We start from the raw sequence: 17,421 nt of genomic DNA on the forward strand, positions 1-17,421 counted from the left end.
GACGAAAATGAGTGATATATATCGATTGGCAACGCAAGATGATGCCGAGGAATTGCTTGGCGTCATTCTGAGGGCGTATGAGACGATTCGGGAGTTGGGCATCAATTTCCCTGCGGCTTACGCGGACATTGAGCTGGTACGGGACACAATCTCGAGCCATGAATGTTACGTGCTTGAACGTGACGGTACAATCATTGCGACAGTCACCATCTCCGAGCCAGTGGAGCAGTTAAAGGCATTCGCTGATTATCCATTTATTATGAAATTTGCAGTTGAGCCAGCTTTCAAAGGTCAAGGAGTCGGCAACCGTCTTCTCACATGGGTAGAAGAAGACATAGCCCGCGGCAAGTGGCAAGCGGAGGCGGTTACACTAGGTACGGCCGAACGTCATCCGTGGCTCGTGCAGATGTACGAGCGAAGAGGCTACGAACGCATTTACGAGATCGAGACCGCGGATGACGGCAAGATGGTTCTGTTGAAGAAGCAGCTAACCCGATCGGAACATTCGTTTGGCGAAACAATGATCGCACAGACCTAAGAGGACAAGGACATGATATCTACAAAAGCCGTGATTTTCGCGGCTTTTATTTTCGTCTGTTGCATATCGGATTTTTTTCGTTTATGAGAAAATAATATGGCATTCAACTTTATTTCGAGAAATGAGGGACGAGCGTGAACCATTTTCCAATTGGAATGATCGGTGCCGGAGGGATTGCAATTTCCCGGCATTTGCCTAATTTGCAGAAGATCGAAGGTGTCGAGTTCGTCGCTGTAGCCAATCGCAGTCTGGAGAGCAGCAGGAAGGTGGCGGACGCGTTCGGTTTCGCCAAAGTATATGAGCATTGGAAGGAAGTCGTGGACGACCCGGAAGTGCATATCATCTTCAATTGCACACCGCCTTATATGCACAAGGAAATCAGTTGCTACGCGCTATCCAAAGGCAAGCATGTATTCTGCCAGGCGCGCATGGCCATGAATTTAGCCGAGGCGGAGAAGATGCTTGAAGCGGACCGGAATACTACGCTTACGACAATGCTTTGTCCTCCTCCTACCTATATGGCAGTCGAACCTTTCGTGATGAAATATTTGGAGGATGGACGTCTCGGTGAAATTCGCCATATCGTGCTCCATCATGCGACGAGCTCGCTCAATGATTCGGAGAAGCCTCTGCATTGGCGCCAGCGGCAAGATCTACAGGGGATCAATCTGCTGGACGTTGGCATTATGGGAGAGGTGCTGAACCGGTGGTTCGGTCCGCTTAGCCACATAAGCGCGCTCGGCAAAACCTGGGTAAGAGAGCGGCCCGCAGACCGTGATGGCAAGTCCATGGTTGATTTGCCGGATTCGGTTACCGTCATTGGGCAGTTCAAGATCGGAGCAACTCTCACAGCCTTGTTCACCGGAGCGGTCACGAGCGACGCATCCAGCTTGACGATTCACGGAAGCAAGGGGACGCTCCGATGCATCCCAGGCGAGCCCTTCGTGTTTGTGCAGACGGTTGAGGGGGAACGTAGAATCGACATCCCAGAAGATTTAGTTGGAAAATGGGAAGTAGAGCAACAATTTCTACGGTCCGTGGCAGAAGGAACGAAAGGCGCTCCTTCGTTCGAGGAAGGTGTAGGGTATATGAGGTTTACGCAAGCAATTACAGATTCAATGGAGCAGGGGATGCGACCGGTTCAGCTATAAACAGCGGCTGATGTGGTGTGATAGCCGTTCTCGATGGCTTGTTTAATTGTTGGTATAATTTAAAACCAAAGCGATATGTTTGAAGTAGGACTCCTGTCCTAAAATGGCGCAAAGGTGGAATTATACATGGCAATTGCAGTCATCGTTGATAGCCCCGGATTTACCCAAGAACAATATGAATACGTTTTACAACAGCTTGCACTACAAAACGGGATTCCGAACGGTTGTTCCGTTCATTTTGCCGGACCAAACGATGGAGGATGGCAAGTGGTTGAAGTTTGGGAATCCGCTGAAGCTCAGCAAGCTTTCTTTGAAAACACTTTAGGGCCCATCTTCGCTACGATGAGCCTGACTCATTTTCCAACCGTTCAAATCATTCCCGTACACAAAATTATAAAGGATTAACGCAGCTGCTCTTAGCCATTTAACTCAAGGGAAAGCAGTACTTACATAAAATAAAAAGGCGTATTCAAACATAGCGTTTGAGTTCGCCTTTTTGTTTTATTACATCTCTTTAAAGTACTTGACGCGGTAATAAGTGCCATATACAAGGATAAATAGATAGGCAAAAACCAATACAAATAACGTTGTTTTATCTATTCCCATAATGGAAAATGCCAATATTAAAGCTCCAAACATAAAAACGATCATGTCATATGCTTTCGCTTTAGCCCGATTAGCGATTGTCAAATTACGCTCATCTTTCATGTCAATCTCCAACTGCTTTGCTGCGGCAGAATTGCTCTTCATAGCGAATTGGAGGAATGATTCTCCCATACCGTGACCGAAAATAGCACAGCCGAGCCCAAAGCTAATAGAAGGTAATACTCGCCATATACCTTGTGGATCTTCAATTGTTTTAATGAAGTACAAACCAACTGCAAATAGTGCTACACCTACAATGGTAAGAATAATCGATGAAATCATTTTATTCATGCAGTCTCATCCTCCTCATAAATAAAGATTTCTTCGATACTCATACCGAAATAGCGAGCAATCTTGAAGGCTAGAAGGATCGATGGATTATAACGTCCTTTTTCCAGCGAACTGATCGTTTGCCTGGACACTTCAAGAGCTAATGCTAATTCTTCTTGCTTAATTCCGCGTTGCTTACGGATTTCTTCTAAATGGTTGTTCATGTGCTCACTCTCCTTATGGAAAGCTAACTTTCCATAAGCTGAGAATATCGTGCAACGGAAGTAATGTCAAGCTTACTTTACATTTTGAACGAATGGCAGCCAATGGGGATTACGCAGCGATGTATCGCGTTCAGGCAGAATGGTACCAGGAAGACGCCGGCGCTTCTTAATATTTTTCAACGGGCAGATTACTTCAACCATTTCAGATATAATTTAAGGTGATCCGTTTGATGAATTAAATTAATTGGCAATTATGATGGAAGAATATATGACCGAGGTGAATGTAGGATGAAGCGGTTAGAAGAACCCCGTAAAGAAGTAGGAAGAAATGTAACGAGTATCCTGGAAACTATTGATGTGGAAAGCGGCGAACGTTACATCTTGGCCGAGTTCGATTATCTAATAGAGGCACCTAATTGGACTCGCGACGGTAAGCATCTCATCTATAATAGCTTGGGACGGCTTTATACATTCAACATCGGTACGGGTGAAAGCACGATCATCGAATCGGGTTTCGCCATTCATTGTAATAACGACCATGTACTTTCACCAGATAACTCGCATGTAGCAGTCAGCCATCATACCCACGAGGATGGTCAATCCCGTATTTATATTTTCCCCTTGCAGGGCGGCAATCCGGTGCTTGTCACGCCGATGGCTCCTAGCTATTTGCATGGCTGGTCACCGGACGGAACCACGCTTACTTATTGCGCCGAACGGGACGGTGAATACGATATTTACGCCATTCCCGTAAACGGAGGCATCGAAACGCAATTAACGCATACTGCTGGACTTAATGATGGGCCTGAATATTCACCGGACGGCAAGCACATTTGGTTCAATTCCGTACGCACAGGTCTTATGCAGGTATGGCGCATGAATGCCAATGGCAGCGAACAGATACAGATGACATATGATGAGAGCAACAGCTGGTTTCCACATATCTCTCCAGATGGAGAGAAGGTCGCCTATATTACATATCGCAAAGGTGATGTCGAACCCGGTGATCATCCCCCCAACAAGGAAGTAGAAATCCGCATCATGCCTAGCTCAGGCGGTGAATTCCGTACGCTTGTTAAGCTTTTCGGAGGACAGGGAACCATTAACGTCAATTCCTGGTCTCCCGATAGCAAGCGATTGGCATTCGTTAGCTATAGGATGAATGAGTGATATTGTTCGAAAAGATGTAACAATGGGTGAGCTACTTATTAACATCCCTAATTCGTGTTATCATGTATAATAAAGCGATAACTCAGTCAAAATCAATGGACTATCTTGGAGGGAATTCCCATTAATAAACATGCAATGGATATGTTGAAGAAAACGAGCCGTACTTTTTATATACCGATCAGTAAATTGGATGGAGCGTTGAAAGATGCAGTCGCATCTGCTTATTTATGTATGCGCGCGCTTGATGAAATCGAAGATCATGAAGAGATTCCCGTACAATTGAAGGTGAGTCTGTTAAGCGGGATCCACGAGGCATTCAACTCCCCGCAAGTCATCGAAGCCACTCAAAAGTTGTTGGCGCCTTATCGTGAGGTATTGCCAGCAGTTTCAATGCAGCTTGATGAATGGGCGATTCTGTGTCCTCCTACCGCAGCTCCGATTGTTTTTCGCTACATAAGTAAAATGGCGCTGCAAATGACCGATTGGGTTCAGAACGGATGGAGTATTCATACGGAAGAAGACTTGGACCACTATACGTACAGTGTAGCCGGTATGGTTGGCGAAATGCTGTCCGAGCTTTGGATGTGGAATGACGGAACGATATCCGATCAAGTCAAGTCCGTTTCCTTCGGAAGAGGACTACAGGCCGTTAATATCATCCGCAACCGAGACGAGGATCTTAAGCGCGGTGTGGATTTCTTCCCGGATGGCTGGGATCTCAAGGACATGTTGAAGTACACACGCCGTAATTTGGAAATCGCCGATTCCTACATTGAAGATTTGAAAAAAGGACCGGCATTGAAATTTTGCAAAATCCCATTAGCTTTAGCCCATGCTACAGTGAATCTCATCTCCGTAGGCGGAGGCAAGTTAACGAGAGATACCGTTTTGAAAATTGTAAATCACATTAATTAATTGATTGAACGAACAACCCGGTCGGATTATTAAGTCGATTAAGGACACCTGTATGGTGTCTCCAGGCGATCGATGTTAATTTGACGCAAGCAGCGCACGACGACACCTGATCCGGAACCGCCAGTGATGCCAAACTTCCCAGCGGATGTCTGGTGTTCCGGTCATACAGAGAGAAGCATAACGATGTCGTGGACGGCATAGACTGCTTCAGGAGAAGCCGAGCTTTAGACGTTAATCGCATAATGAGCTAACTTGGTGCAAATAAACCCGACCTGAAAAGGTCGGGTTTATTGTTTTATAATCAACTGCTGCTGTCATACTTCTTCTTGTAGTGTCCATGCCCGTATTTCGAATGCTGTGAAGAGTAGTAATTTCCTTTCTTGTTGCCGCTGCCACTGGACTGGTGACCGTACTGACCGTGCTGGCCATAATGCTTTTTGCCACTCAGAGAGCTTAATAGCCTCCTAAGAAGGTGTCTTATCATAAGGGTTCCTCCTTTTTTTTGGTGAAAGCGCTTGAGACTTACTTACCCACTAATACGTATTTACAAGTATCATGTTTCATTTTGTGTACCCATTTGATGGGAGGGAATCGGATGCTAAATGCGTGGTGGCGGCAATGGAGACGCGACTGGCTGGATTTTCCACTGCGCCAAGGCTCGGTCTGGTCGGGCAGGTACCGGATTGAGCAATTCCTTGGCATGGGCAGCTATGGCCAAGCGTATCGCTGTACCGATCTGACGACTGGAGCAGCCGTCCTAATGAAGCGCGCAAAACCAAGCAAACAGAAATTCGCTCGGATGATGCTAAAACAGGAGAGCGAGATTCTCCGGCAGCTCGATCATCCGCAAATTCCTAAATGGCTGAATTATGTCGTGAAGCGGAAAGAAGAAGTGCTCATCATGGAGCTTGTGGAGGTTGGTAGCCTCGCTTATGCGATCATGGAGCAGGGACGGATATATAGCGAGCGGGAAGCTCTGATTCTAATCCTGCAATTATTGCGTCCGATACGATACATGCACGAAGCCGGATTTATTCATCGGGACGTTCGTATCCCCAATGTGCTGGCCTATAAGGAGCGTATTTATTTGATTGACTTTGGCTTAGCCTGTCGCATCAATGAAGAGTCATTAAGCGATATATACGATGAGCAGGACGGCGGTAGAGAACGAAAGGGATTCACGGACAGCTGGGGGCCTGTGAAGAATCGGATGCGGGGCCCTAATCCGGCCAGTGATTTGTATGGCCTCGGCCACCTCTTCCTGTTCTTGATATACGCTGGCTATACGCGTAATGAAGGGCAAAAGGAGCTATCTTGGGAGGAGGAGTTGGAGCTTAACCCGAAGGTAGTAGCTTTCGTGCAAGGTCTGCTTGCAGGCAAGCTGCGTACGGCTGCTGAATGTGAGCAAGTGCTGGGAGATGTGTTGACATCGATTGGGACTATCGTTTAACCTTTTTCCTGAATTTATATAAGAATTTGGACAGTTTGTCCACTGCGGTCACGTTGGTATATGCACGTTTGAGCCTTTGTAGGCGTTTAGAATGGAAGAGAGCAAGCCGGGGAATCTTTCTTCTAGATCAGCCGATCGAATGGTCAAGAAACGCTGGGTTCCCTGAACGCGAACTTGAACGACCCCTGCTTCGCGCAGTGTGCGAACATGGTGGGACAACGTTGATTTCACGACGTTGGCATCGATGCCGCCGCAAGTACTTTCCCCCATTTTGCTGATTTCTGCAACAATCGATAATCGGATGGGATCACTAAGCGCGTAGAGGATGGACGAGAGATGAATATCAGCTTTGTCCGGGTGAAATAGTATCTTCAGGATGGTTTCCTCCTTGTTGAGATGTAGTGATTGCATTTTACCATACCCCATGCTATATTTCTATTGTTCGATAACAATCGAATTATATGCAATTATGCGTGGAAATGTATGTTACAAATGAAGTCAAAATAGAAAAAACAATTGGAGTGGAGGAACAACCATGACAAATCAAAATACCAAGCAAGCAACGAACTCGCATTCTGTTGAAGCATTGTTCAAGCCTTTCTCAGTAGGTAATCTCAGCTTAGCTAACCGGATCGTAATGGCTCCGATGACGCGAGCATTCTCACCTGGTGGTGTACCTGGACAGGACGTAGTGGATTATTACCGTAGACGTGCGGAGAATGGCGTTGGCTTGATCATTACGGAAGGCACGCTGATCAATCATCCAGCAGCAACCGACAATCCCAATATCCCTAACTTTCATGGAGAAGACGCGCTTGCAGGTTGGAAACGTGTCGCTGACGCGGTGCACGAAGCGGGAGGGCGTATCGTGCCGCAGCTCTGGCATGTCGGAATGACCCGTCCGAACGGTTCGCTCCCTCATCCTGAAGCGCCGTCGATAGGACCTTCAGGACTCAATCTAATGGGTGAACAAGTGAATGAACCGATGACGCAAGCGGAAATCGATCAAGTCGTACAAGCTTTCGCACAAGCGGCAGCCGATGCCAAACGGATTGGCTTCGACGGTATCGAGCTTCACGGTGCCCACGGTTACCTGATTGACCAATTCCTCTGGGAGAAAACGAATCAACGCACGGATAAATACGGTGGCGATTTAAAGGCGCGAACTCGATTTGCCGTCGAGGTCATCGAAGCTTGCCGCCGCTCAGTAGGCCATGACTTCCCGATCATCATTCGATTGTCGCAATGGAAATCGTCCGAATATACGGCCAAACTTGCTGCTACGCCTGAACTGCTCGGTCAATTGCTCGCTCCTCTCGTAGAAGCAGGCGTGGATATATTCCACTGCTCGACTCGCAGGTTCTGGGAACCCGAGTTCGAAGGATCTAGCTTGAATTTCGCAGGATGGGTGAAAGAGTTAACGGGCAAGCCTACGATCACTGTAGGGTCCGTCGGTCTCGATGATGAATTCATGGGCTCCTTCAGAGGAAAGAGCGCAGGAACGTCCGACATCAACGAGCTGCTTAAGCGATTAGAGCAGAACGAGTTCGATCTCGTCGCTATAGGACGTGCCCTGTTGGTGGATCCTGCTTGGGCTGAGAAGGTTCGGGGCGAACGATTCGATGAACTCCTTCCATTTTCCGCTGACGCATTGAAGCGTTTGTACTAATTTGACTCCTTGAAAACTCAGAGTAAAAAGAGATGACACTTCAGTCATCTCTTTTTTTGCTTTTGTAGCAAGCTAACTCAAATGAAAATTCGTGCTAAATCGGGAGGAATAGATGCGGAAAAACAAGACCTAATTGATGGCGTTTTCATTTTGTACAGTGCCTCTAGTCTCTGAGTTTTCTACGCTGGCAATATTTTCTCGCGTGATTAATTATTTTTATTGGTACAATAAAAAAAATTTTATAATTAATCTATAGTCTAGACGAGCAAAAAGCAGTACAGTAGAGAAAGAAAAAAGGTTGCTTTCATCTTCAAAATGTCTTGTGATTTATTTCACACTCCCTCATTTTTTTGCGTTGGAATGCTTTACCGCGTTGCACGTTTAATGGGATTAAGTCTGCTTTGCCATCATCGGCAGGCAGGGGGTTCATCTTGTATGATGATCGCAGCTGAGTGACTACATCTGAAGGAGGCAATACAATGAGTGAAACAATGGTAAAGGATTTGGAGCAGCAGGAAGCCGTATCGGCACTAGCGAAATCGGATGTGCTTGATCAACTGCTGAAGCCTGAAGTACAAGAAGCGCTGACGCAATTGGTGGACCAACTGCCGAAGCTGTCCGAAATGATGAGCTTGATGACGAAAACGTACGAACTTGCACAAAAGGTTGCTTCCGACCGCGTCCTGATCCAAGACACAGTGGGTGGCATTCAAGAAGTCGTCAAACCGCTGACAGAGAAAGTGAAAGGCTACGCTTCCGCTGCGATTGAAGCAAGCGACCGCGCGGAAAGCAGCGAGAACGTAATCGGTTTGTTTGGCATGATCAAGCTTCTGAAAGATCCGGAGCTGCAAAAGATGCTTCGTTTCAGCCAAGCGTACCTTGATATTTTGGGCGAAAGAAAGAAATAGTATCATCATACTAAGCGAAGCACGGAGGATGAGATCCCATGAAAAAAGAAATTTTGATTCTAGGCGGCGGCTACGGCGGTTTGCTGAGCGCGCTGTCAGCACGCCAGCATCTGACGACTGAAGAAGCGGGCATCACGATCATTAACCGCGTCGGCTCCCACCAAATCATTACGGAGCTTCACCGTCTTGCAGCAGGCAACGTTGCTGAGAAAGCTGTTGCATTGCCGCTCGCGAAACTGCTAAAAGGCAAATCCATCAACATCGTCGTCGGCGAAGTGCAAACGATCGACGTTGAAGGCAAGAAAGTCGCTTTGAACGACGGCTCCTCGTACGGTTACGATAATCTGGTGCTTGCGCTGGGTAGCGAAACAAACTACTTCGGCATTCCTGGATTGCAAGAAAACAGCCTGACGCTGAAATCCGTCGTTGACGCTAACCGCGTATTTAATCACGTGAAAGACCGTGTCAAAGCTTATGCTACAAGCAAAAACAAAGCAGACGCTACATTCGTTATCGGTGGCGGCGGCTTGTCCGGCGTAGAACTCGTCGGCGAGCTTGCAGATGAGCTTCCGGGCATCTGTCGCGAATTCGGCGTCAACTTCTCGGATATTTCGATCTCGCTGGTTGAAGCAATGCCTTCGATCCTGCCTATCTTCTCCCCTGAGCTGATCCAGCGCGCGGTTACTAGCCTGGAAGCACGCGGCGTAGAATTCCTGACAGGTCTTGCGATTACAGAAGTGAGTGGCAACATCGTTACGCTCAAAGACGGCAGAACGATCGAGACAAACACTCTTGTATGGACAGGCGGCGTTCAAGGCAGCCCGCTCGTTGGCAACTGTGGCATCGAAGTGAACCGCGGCCGTGCAACGGTCAACGAGTTCCTTCAATCCACATCGCATCCTGAAGTTTCCTTGGCTGGCGACTGCGCAGTTGTATTCACTGCGGAAGGCCGTCCATACCCGCCGACTGCCCAACTGGCATGGCAAATGGGCGAGCTTGTAGGCGCGAACATCGCAGCATCCTACAAAGGCGCTGCAATGGGTACGTTCAACCCGGTATTCTCCGGAACGCTAGCAAGCCTTGGCCGTAAAGACGGCATCGGCGTCATCGGCGAGAGCGGCATCGTAATGAAAGGCACGCCTGCTTCCTTGATGAAGAAAGCAAGTAACGCCCGTTACCTGTCGCACATCAACGGTTTGTTCTCGCTCGCATACTAAGCTTAAGCAGCTTGAACCTGCTCGGCATATAAGCAAGGCAACAGCCCCGGCTCATCATGAGTTTGGGCTGTTTGTTTGGGAAAATATACCGTGCAACTTTCTTGATCCGATCGCGTCCATAAGGTCATCTCAAACGAACGAGGAAACTTACTCAATGAATAACAAATGGCTGTATGGTACAGCGATCGCGGTTGCTGCCGCAATTACCGCAATTTCCGTCCACGGATCGGCGTCGGATCGTGTTGCAAGCATGGAGTTACATAATGACGGTTTCGATGTTCAAGCCGATATTCACATCGTCGATGAGCTTTTAAAGAAGCATTTTCCGCATTCGGCGGACTACCATGGACCTAGCTTCGAAAACTTCGGCACGATGTACATCGATAACGAAGCGAATCAGTACGTGTTTCTATTGGACGATATCGGCACAGAGAAGGCTCAATATTTCATTCGGGATTTGAAGTCGAAGCTCGGCACCCATGTCGTGATTAAGCAAGCGAGGTATCCTTACAAGAAGCTGAGGGTCATTCAAGCCGAAATCGGGAAAACCTATGAGAAGCAACACGTGTTGGAAAGCGTGGCCGTGGATATCATCCATCAAAAAGTGAAGGTAAAAGGGAACTTTACGGAGGAGATGGCACATTCGATCTTTCGGAAGTATGGAGCGGATGCGGTCGATATCGAGATTTACGATCCTGGGGCTATCGCGAAGGATCAGAGCCGTTTCGAGCCGAGCTTGCCCGAACCGGTGCAGCAGGTCGGCGGTCCGAATGACAAGTTATATTGGCCGCCTAATGGTCTTCTATTCGTTGACGAGAAAGAAGCAAAAGCGTTGGACGATACGGTGTATGCGAAGACAGGCTTTCCTCGATACAACGGGAAGTTGCTAGAAAGTTTCGGGCTCTATACGCAAGTAGGGGGACAGGCGTTGCCTGAGGGCAATCTCGTATTCGGTATCAACAGGCTTCCAGATGGGATAAAAACGCGGATCCGCGTGACGGAACTCGAACCGTATCCATCGCTGAAGCCGCTTCGCGAAATTTCTGACGAAACATTCGGTAAACCACACGGCATGAAAGTGAAATTCCCTGATCGCAGAAACACCATTTATGCCTTGCGGCTCGAATTGTTAAACGCAGCCGGAGAAACCATGGACGGGAAAATGAGCATATACGCCTTCCCTGCGGACGAGATCAATGCCAGAATGGAAGCGGATCGCAAAACATACAAGCCGTCGGACACGGTGAAGATCATGCTGACGAATTGGGGGCCGACTTCGCTGAGTTATGGTTCATGGTTCGGGGTGCAGACATTGGATTTTGGAGAGTGGAAGTGGCTGAACGGTGGTCAAGCCTTCACTTCGGAAATGAGAGGGCTTGGTCCGGATGAAGAGACCGGGGAGAAATTTTCGCTGCAGTGGTTAAGCCTCGATCCTGGCCAATACCGGATCGTTAAAACGTTCGGCGCCGGTACGAAGAGCGCAGTTCTTGCCGCGCCGTTCGAGGTCCTAGCGGAATAAAGCCATAATAAGAACCCACAGAACCCTTCGTAAGAAGGGTTTTTGTATATACAATATGCGCAGCAAGTCCTGATGCCCGTATCTCCGTTTGGTAGATCTAGTAGTGGATCGCGTTAATGACCGTTAAATAGGAAAATGTTGGTTTTCATTTTTCTCTTTAATGGGATATGAATTTTAAGTAAGTACTTGTCTTGTTCGGGCAGCTGCCGGATGGCATCGTGCGGGCGTTTTTGGATACGAGCGGCTTCCACTTATCGAGGTTGCCAGCACCTCTTCCAGAGCTGGTGCCGGGAGACGGCCATTATTTGTGCACAGTCGCCGCTCAAGGGCATCGTCGCTTGGTCAAGCCAATTCGGCCGGGAATCCGACATGGCATGGCTATAACAGTGAACCTCCAGCTGATGATCGCTAACGCGTTTGAGAATCCGCTGGAACAGTATTCGCCAGCCTGTCACCGGAAAATCCGCCGAATATACGATAACTACGGTTATCCACTGAGCCGGCAGATTCGCACCAAGATAATGGCGGATGTGGTCTATGTGGCAATGAAGCCGCTGGAATGGTTCTTTCTGCTCGTGCTGTATACAGTCGACATCCGCCCAGAAGACCGGATTCAAATCCAATACAGCGGTTTAGGTAAAAAAAAGCCGAGCATACACCGGATTGATGTAGGGTTGTGGAGGTCTATGACCCAAGCGTTCTGGAAAGCCAGAAGGTTGGGGAATTGAGCTCCATAATGGACACTTTATTTGGGGTTAACAACAATGAACAGGCTGCCGAAGCAATAAGCCGGCAGCCTGTTCTGCTAACTGGAGCGTACAGGACACGTTACCGATCGAGGGATAGAAGTTGCTTCGCCACGATGTAGCCCGACCCTCCATTGATGCCGTGGCCTGGCCATGTGGCAGCGCCAAGCATATATAGATTCGCGATTTCTGACCGGTGACCTGGCTGTGAAGGCAACGGTCTGAATAAGTAGCTCTGCATGAAGTCGTGAGATCCGCCATACGGATCACCAGGTCCGGAATTGGGGTTGAAACGGGCAATGGTGTCAGGCGTGACGACGGACTTGCCAATAATAGCATCCGGAATGTTCGGAATGTGCTTACCTACAATGGCGATAACACGCTCAGCGAATTGCTCGGTTAGTTCCTGTGTCCACGTTCCATCTCCGACGTCAATCTGATCAGCAGCATCACCACGGGGACGGCAAGGAACCTCAAGTACCTGGACCCGCATGATCGCTTTGCCGACTGGAGCTCGGCTCGGATCAAGGTTGGTCGGGCAATCGACCGTAAAAGTCGGTTTAGCCGGCAGAAGATCCGCCATCCCTTGTGCAATGGCTAGGGTGAAGCCGTCGAGCCCATCGGTCAGATGCGGCTGGCCCACTCTAGCAAACCTCGGATCTGGCCATTTCGGCGCTTCTTTCAGTGCCAGATGGATCTGAACACAGCCTCTTCCATAGCGGTATCGTTTGGCTTGGCTGCGAATGCCGGAGCTGACTGGCGCATCCGCCAGGAGCGATAGATACAACTGGTCAGGACCAGTGGAGGCGATGACAGCATGTTTAGCGTGGTATTCCTCGCCTTCTGCTGTACGCACGGCGACAGCCTTGCCGTTATTGACGATAATCCGCTCAGCATTAGTACCCGTTATGATCGTACCGCCTTGGTCCTGCACTAACCGAGTCAATGCCAGAGCAAGCTGTTCACTACCTCCTTCGGGTATAGGCATCCCGCCGCCCATAAGCGCCATCGTCGTAAGAGGCACCCATATACCGCTGCCGATTTCATCCGGAGTCCGTCCCAGATGAGTGACCCACGATGCCAGCATCGAACGCATGGCGGGAGACCGGAAATCTCGAACCACATTACGGGCGGTGGAAAAGAGGGATGCGGCGAATGCCGTGTAGCTTTTGCCCCCAGTTCGTTGATCATACAATAGATTCTGAATAATATGGGAACCTTTCGAACCTGACAGGTCTAGAGAAAACAAATCGAACACGTTCCCCGCATATGGTGCGAATTCTTCAAACATACGTCCTAACACAGCGCCGTCTCCGGAGGCAAGACGCTCAGCTTCAGCGGCCAAATCCTCGCTCGAGCGTGTTAAAACGGCTGTTTCGCCATTCTCCATAGAAACGCCGGTCGGCAGTTCCGTGTTCACGTAACGCAGCCCTCGCGACTCGAGCTCATCCTTAAAGTCCGCATATGCAGGGCCTGTCAGGAACAGCGGGTGTGCTGCAGCGTAGACGTCATGCCTGAAGCCGGGAAGCGTCAGTTCTTCTGTGCGCAGGAATCCGCCGGGGCGGTCATTCTTCTCCAGCATAAGAACGCTTCTCCCGGCTCGCGTCAAATAAGCGGCCGCGATCAGCGCATTATGGCCGCAGCCAATTATGATTACGTCGTACTTGTTCAACGTCAATACCTCCTCCACATCTATAAACCAAAACTAGTTTAACGTAATATAGCTGCGAGGGATGGCACTTGCTGTCGACGACTCAAAATACCAAAATAATATACGATTCAACTGCGAAGAAGCGGTTCCTCCTCGGATCGAAGAACATCATATAGAGCACGAGCAAGGTATTCCTCACAAGGACACTGACTACTGAAAGTAGATGACATACGATGTCATAACTTATATAATTAGATACGTAATGTATCTTACGATACAACTCTGACTTTATCTCCATTCATCCTGCGATTCTTCGTAAACTGCATTACTGACGAAGCCGTAAAATGATAGATAAAGGAGTGCTTACAATGAAGATTACAAAGCTGAAGACAAACCGGATTACAAATCCGTTAGGGTTCGAGCTAGGAAAGCCTCGCTTCTCCTACGTCGTAATCGAAACAGCCGCATTCACACAGATCGCTGCACGAATCGAGGTATCGCTTGATCATAGCTTCGAACAATTAATCTTCGATACCGGAAAAAGCGAAGAGATCAATAGTCTCGCTTATGAGCTGCCTCTACGCTTAGAACCACTAACCAAGTATTTTTGGCGAGTAACGGTGTGGGCAGATAACGGAGACCAAGCAATTAGTGAAGCAGCGTGGTTCGAAACTGCAAAGCTAGATCAAAAGTGGGAAGCGGGCTGGATTACACCGAAGCTCGATAAGGATATTCACCCTGTAATGAGCACGGAATTCACCTTGGCCAAAGAAATAAATAGCGCACGAGCTTACATATGTGGACTTGGACTTTACGAACTAGAGTTGAATGGAAAGAAAGCAGGCGACGAGTACTTAACCCCATATTTCAATGCATACGACAAATGGCTCCAATATCAAACCTACGACATTACCGATATGCTCCAGCAAGGAACAAACACGATTGAAGTTCTGCTTGGAAACGGATTGTACAAAGGACGCTTCGGGTTTAATGGTGGCAAGGATGAGATATACGGTGATCGATTTGCATTACTTTGTGAGGTTTTAATCAGATATGCGGATGGAACATCGACCATCGTTCGCTCTGACGACTCTTGGAAAGCAAGGAAGAGCTCAATCATGGAGAGCAGCCTGTATGATGGTGAGGTCTTCGATGCCACCTTTTGCGATACGATTTCTTATGGCGTAGATAAGATAGAAATTGGATACGAACGGCTTCAAGCTAGGCGAAGCCTGCCAGTTATTGTCCATGAGAGGTTGAAGCCTATTGAGGTGATCAACACGCCAGCGGGCGAGACGGTATTGGATATGGGCCAGAACATGGTTGGTTGGCTGGAGTTTCAAGACCGCGCAGCCGAGGGAGCGGAAATCGTCCTTCAATTCGGCGAGCTCCTTCAAGAAGGCAATTTCTATCGAGATAATTTGCGATCTGCAAAAGCGGAATACAGGTATATCTCGAGCGGGGATGGCGGTCTCGTTAGACCTCGCTTCACGTTTTACGGCTTCCGTTATGTGAAAGTCACTGGCTGGTCAGGGGAGCTTGATCCGTCTGACTTTACCGGATGTGTGCTCCACTCTGAGATGGACCAAATAGGCAGCATAGAGACAAGCGACCCGTTAGTGAATAAGCTGTTCCTCAACGCGCTATGGGGACAGAAAGGTAATTTCCTGGATGTGCCGACTGATTGTCCGCAACGGGATGAGCGGATGGGCTGGACCGGAGATGCGCAAGTGTTCGCGGGAACAGCATCTTTTAATATGGATACGTATGCCTTCTTCTCCAAATACAGCTATGATCTCTGGCGGGAGCAAGATGCTGCTGGTGGCAAGGTGCCTTTTGTCGTGCCAGACGCAACCTTGCATGAAGGCGGTTCAAGTGCATGGGGGGATGCCGCAACTGTTATTCCATGGACAATTTACCTTCATAGCGGGGACTCAGCCATTCTGGAGCAGCAGTTCGATAGTATGAAAGCTTGGGTAGACTATATCAAAAGGATTGACGACGAATCAGGAGCGAGGAGGCTCTGGACGGAAGGCTTCCATTTCGGAGATTGGCTCGCGTTAGATGGACCAGATCCGAGTTCGCCGATTGGAGGGACCGAAACGGCTTTCATCTCCTCCGCCTACTATTGCTATTCTTCGATGCTAGTTGCCAAGGCTGCCAAAGTGCTTGGAAAGGTGGATATTGCTAGCACGTTTGAAGCGCTGTCTACTGAAGTGAAGGCAGCCATACAAGCTGAATATTTCACCCCAACTGGCCGTATGGCATTGGATACACAGACCGCTTTGGTTGTCGCTTTGTATATGGATCTGGCTCCAGAGAAGGATCTGCCTCGAATAGCAAACGATTTGCGCGCACGGATAAAGAAAGATCACAACCATTTAAAAACAGGTTTCGTTGGGACGCCTTACTTGTGCAGAGCGCTGTCGAAATCCGGAAATTCCGATATTGCCTATACCCTTTTGTTGAACAGAAATTATCCGAGCTGGTTGTACGCTGTCACAATGGGGGCAACCACGATTTGGGAGCGTTGGAATTCGGTACTTCCTGACGGTACAATCAGCGGTACAGACATGAACTCCTTAAACCACTACGCATACGGTTCAATTGCGGAGTGGATGTACAGGAATGTGGCAGGGATCAACCCGGTTGAGGAGAAACCTGGCTTCAAGCACGTCCGTCTGGCCCCGCAGCCGGACTTCCGATTGAAGTACGTGTCTGCATCTGTCGACTCTGCGGCGGGAAGGTTTGAAAGCAACTGGAAAATAAACGATACAGGGAGCTTGAGCTTCCGTTTCGTCATCCCTTTCGATGCAACGGCTACGATCGTGCTTCCTGATGCCAAGCTTGAGCATGTACTCGTGAATGGCACGCCTCTTAATAAGGAGGCGATCACAGCCGAACAAGAGGCGAATGCAGTTACAGCCCAATTGAGAAGCGGGACCTGGGTATTCGACTATTTGCCAGAAGTCGAATATATCAAATTCTGTTCCTTGGATTCTTCTTTGATCGAACTGATGCAAATCGGTGAAGCGAAGAAAGCACTGTCCGAAACCATACCTCACTTAGAAAAACTGCCGCAAGACATGCTTCGAAATATAGGCTCGCATTCTTTACGAGAGCTTTCGAAAATATCCTTTCTAAACATACCGTCGGAAGCAATCCATTTATTGGAGGCACGATTGAGCACGATAATAGCAATAGCCGATTAATGCGTGGAGGCAGCCAATCAACTGATTGGCTGCCTCTGTTTATTTTATATGAAATATTCATACATTGATCAAACCAGCGCCTGATTACAGGAATTTACACCAGAGGTGCAGAATGGAATAGTGATTGCTTTTTTAT

At 48.5% G+C, this 17,421-nt stretch carries 17 protein-coding genes; 12 read left to right on the forward strand and 5 right to left on the reverse strand.

Annotated features, from left to right (window positions below; all coding sequences use genetic code 11):
- Nucleotides 1–7: 7 nt before the first annotated feature.
- From AC0LWF_RS13565 to AC0LWF_RS13575, 3 genes are all read left to right on the forward strand, one after another.
- Complete coding sequence (locus AC0LWF_RS13565) at nucleotides 8–538, forward strand: GNAT family N-acetyltransferase (protein WP_474652055.1); 531 nt, start codon at nucleotides 8–10, stop codon at nucleotides 536–538.
- Between the two features lie 134 nt (nucleotides 539–672).
- Nucleotides 673–1,689 (forward strand): Gfo/Idh/MocA family protein, encoded by a 1,017-nt coding sequence (locus AC0LWF_RS13570; protein WP_474652056.1) that lies wholly within the window; start codon nucleotides 673–675, stop codon nucleotides 1,687–1,689.
- Between the two features lie 126 nt (nucleotides 1,690–1,815).
- Nucleotides 1,816–2,094 carry a hypothetical protein gene (locus AC0LWF_RS13575; RefSeq protein WP_474652057.1) on the forward strand — a complete coding sequence of 93 codons (279 nt, stop codon included), beginning with the start codon at nucleotides 1,816–1,818 and terminating at the stop codon, nucleotides 2,092–2,094.
- A 99-nt stretch (nucleotides 2,095–2,193) separates the two neighbouring features.
- Here the strand turns inward: AC0LWF_RS13575 and AC0LWF_RS13580 are convergent, their stop codons facing one another.
- Nucleotides 2,194–2,625: a hypothetical protein gene (locus AC0LWF_RS13580; protein ID WP_474652058.1), complete on the reverse strand. Its 432-nt coding sequence runs from the start codon at nucleotides 2,623–2,625 to the stop codon at nucleotides 2,194–2,196.
- Complete coding sequence (locus AC0LWF_RS13585) at nucleotides 2,622–2,828, reverse strand: helix-turn-helix transcriptional regulator (RefSeq protein WP_474652059.1); 207 nt, start codon at nucleotides 2,826–2,828, stop codon at nucleotides 2,622–2,624. Before AC0LWF_RS13585 ends, AC0LWF_RS13580 begins: the two co-directional genes overlap by 4 nt.
- 288 nt (nucleotides 2,829–3,116) lie before the next feature.
- Between AC0LWF_RS13585 and AC0LWF_RS13590 the strand changes: the two genes are divergently transcribed.
- Together AC0LWF_RS13590 and AC0LWF_RS13595 are read left to right on the forward strand one after the other, a co-directional pair.
- Nucleotides 3,117–3,998 carry a TolB family protein gene (locus AC0LWF_RS13590; protein WP_474652060.1) on the forward strand — a complete coding sequence of 294 codons (882 nt, stop codon included), beginning with the start codon at nucleotides 3,117–3,119 and terminating at the stop codon, nucleotides 3,996–3,998.
- Between the two features lie 135 nt (nucleotides 3,999–4,133).
- Complete coding sequence (locus AC0LWF_RS13595) at nucleotides 4,134–4,913, forward strand: squalene/phytoene synthase family protein (protein WP_474652061.1); 780 nt, start codon at nucleotides 4,134–4,136, stop codon at nucleotides 4,911–4,913.
- 301 nt (nucleotides 4,914–5,214) lie between these two features.
- Here the strand turns inward: AC0LWF_RS13595 and AC0LWF_RS13600 are convergent, their stop codons facing one another.
- Nucleotides 5,215–5,397 carry a hypothetical protein gene (locus tag AC0LWF_RS13600; RefSeq protein WP_474652062.1) on the reverse strand — a complete coding sequence of 61 codons (183 nt, stop codon included), beginning with the start codon at nucleotides 5,395–5,397 and terminating at the stop codon, nucleotides 5,215–5,217.
- Nucleotides 5,398–5,508: 111 nt separating this feature from the next.
- Between AC0LWF_RS13600 and AC0LWF_RS13605 the strand changes: the two genes are divergently transcribed.
- Complete coding sequence (locus tag AC0LWF_RS13605) at nucleotides 5,509–6,363, forward strand: serine/threonine protein kinase (RefSeq protein WP_474652063.1); 855 nt, start codon at nucleotides 5,509–5,511, stop codon at nucleotides 6,361–6,363.
- A gap of 48 nt (nucleotides 6,364–6,411) precedes the next feature.
- On the opposite strand, the gene AC0LWF_RS13610 is transcribed toward AC0LWF_RS13605, so the two are convergent.
- A complete protein-coding gene (locus AC0LWF_RS13610) occupies nucleotides 6,412–6,774 on the reverse strand; it encodes an ArsR/SmtB family transcription factor (RefSeq protein WP_474652064.1) in 363 nt (120 codons plus the stop codon).
- A 124-nt stretch (nucleotides 6,775–6,898) separates the two neighbouring features.
- Here AC0LWF_RS13610 and AC0LWF_RS13615 point away from each other — a divergent pair, with 124 nt between their 5' ends.
- The 5 genes from AC0LWF_RS13615 (at nucleotide 6,899) to AC0LWF_RS13635 (ending at nucleotide 12,404) form a co-directional block, all read left to right on the forward strand.
- Nucleotides 6,899–8,032: an NADH:flavin oxidoreductase gene (locus AC0LWF_RS13615; RefSeq protein ID WP_474652065.1), complete on the forward strand. Its 1,134-nt coding sequence runs from the start codon at nucleotides 6,899–6,901 to the stop codon at nucleotides 8,030–8,032.
- Nucleotides 8,033–8,511: 479 nt separating this feature from the next.
- A complete protein-coding gene (locus AC0LWF_RS13620) occupies nucleotides 8,512–8,940 on the forward strand; it encodes a DUF1641 domain-containing protein (RefSeq protein ID WP_474652066.1) in 429 nt (142 codons plus the stop codon).
- A 38-nt stretch (nucleotides 8,941–8,978) separates the two neighbouring features.
- Nucleotides 8,979–10,157, forward strand: a complete 1,179-nt coding sequence (locus AC0LWF_RS13625) for an NAD(P)/FAD-dependent oxidoreductase (protein WP_474652067.1) — start codon at nucleotides 8,979–8,981, stop codon at nucleotides 10,155–10,157.
- Nucleotides 10,158–10,311: 154 nt separating this feature from the next.
- Entirely contained in the window at nucleotides 10,312–11,676 is a 1,365-nt protein-coding gene (locus AC0LWF_RS13630; protein ID WP_474652068.1) for an immunoglobulin-like domain-containing protein, read from the forward strand.
- A 191-nt stretch (nucleotides 11,677–11,867) separates the two neighbouring features.
- Nucleotides 11,868–12,404, forward strand: a complete 537-nt coding sequence (locus AC0LWF_RS13635) for a DUF6688 domain-containing protein (RefSeq protein WP_474652069.1) — start codon at nucleotides 11,868–11,870, stop codon at nucleotides 12,402–12,404.
- A 100-nt stretch (nucleotides 12,405–12,504) separates the two neighbouring features.
- Here the strand turns inward: AC0LWF_RS13635 and AC0LWF_RS13640 are convergent, their stop codons facing one another.
- Nucleotides 12,505–14,094, reverse strand: a complete 1,590-nt coding sequence (locus AC0LWF_RS13640) for a phytoene desaturase family protein (protein ID WP_474652070.1) — start codon at nucleotides 14,092–14,094, stop codon at nucleotides 12,505–12,507.
- A gap of 347 nt (nucleotides 14,095–14,441) precedes the next feature.
- Between AC0LWF_RS13640 and AC0LWF_RS13645 the strand changes: the two genes are divergently transcribed.
- Nucleotides 14,442–17,285 carry an alpha-L-rhamnosidase gene (locus tag AC0LWF_RS13645; RefSeq protein ID WP_474652071.1) on the forward strand — a complete coding sequence of 948 codons (2,844 nt, stop codon included), beginning with the start codon at nucleotides 14,442–14,444 and terminating at the stop codon, nucleotides 17,283–17,285.
- Nucleotides 17,286–17,421: the final 136 nt, after the last annotated feature.

The sequence above is a fragment of the Paenibacillus sp. sgz302114 genome, from assembly GCF_056120345.1.

What these genes read in the sequence shown, in the direction of transcription:
- AC0LWF_RS13590 (WP_474652060.1), top strand. Translation starts at nt 3,117, where the DNA reads ATGAAGCGGTTAGAAGAACCCCGTAAAGAAGTAGGAAGAAATGTAACG.
- AC0LWF_RS13585 (WP_474652059.1), bottom strand. Translation starts at nt 2,828, where the DNA reads ATGAACAACCATTTAGAAGAAATCCGTAAGCAACGCGGAATTAAGCAA.
- AC0LWF_RS13605 (WP_474652063.1), top strand. Translation starts at nt 5,509, where the DNA reads ATGCTAAATGCGTGGTGGCGGCAATGGAGACGCGACTGGCTGGATTTT.
- AC0LWF_RS13575 (WP_474652057.1), top strand. Translation starts at nt 1,816, where the DNA reads ATGGCAATTGCAGTCATCGTTGATAGCCCCGGATTTACCCAAGAACAA.
- AC0LWF_RS13600 (WP_474652062.1), bottom strand. Translation starts at nt 5,397, where the DNA reads ATGATAAGACACCTTCTTAGGAGGCTATTAAGCTCTCTGAGTGGCAAA.
- AC0LWF_RS13595 (WP_474652061.1), top strand. Translation starts at nt 4,134, where the DNA reads ATGGATATGTTGAAGAAAACGAGCCGTACTTTTTATATACCGATCAGT.
- AC0LWF_RS13645 (WP_474652071.1), top strand. Translation starts at nt 14,442, where the DNA reads ATGAAGATTACAAAGCTGAAGACAAACCGGATTACAAATCCGTTAGGG.
- AC0LWF_RS13615 (WP_474652065.1), top strand. Translation starts at nt 6,899, where the DNA reads ATGACAAATCAAAATACCAAGCAAGCAACGAACTCGCATTCTGTTGAA.
- AC0LWF_RS13620 (WP_474652066.1), top strand. Translation starts at nt 8,512, where the DNA reads ATGAGTGAAACAATGGTAAAGGATTTGGAGCAGCAGGAAGCCGTATCG.
- AC0LWF_RS13625 (WP_474652067.1), top strand. Translation starts at nt 8,979, where the DNA reads ATGAAAAAAGAAATTTTGATTCTAGGCGGCGGCTACGGCGGTTTGCTG.
- AC0LWF_RS13580 (WP_474652058.1), bottom strand. Translation starts at nt 2,625, where the DNA reads ATGAATAAAATGATTTCATCGATTATTCTTACCATTGTAGGTGTAGCA.
- AC0LWF_RS13630 (WP_474652068.1), top strand. Translation starts at nt 10,312, where the DNA reads ATGAATAACAAATGGCTGTATGGTACAGCGATCGCGGTTGCTGCCGCA.
- AC0LWF_RS13565 (WP_474652055.1), top strand. Translation starts at nt 8, where the DNA reads ATGAGTGATATATATCGATTGGCAACGCAAGATGATGCCGAGGAATTG.
- AC0LWF_RS13610 (WP_474652064.1), bottom strand. Translation starts at nt 6,774, where the DNA reads ATGCAATCACTACATCTCAACAAGGAGGAAACCATCCTGAAGATACTA.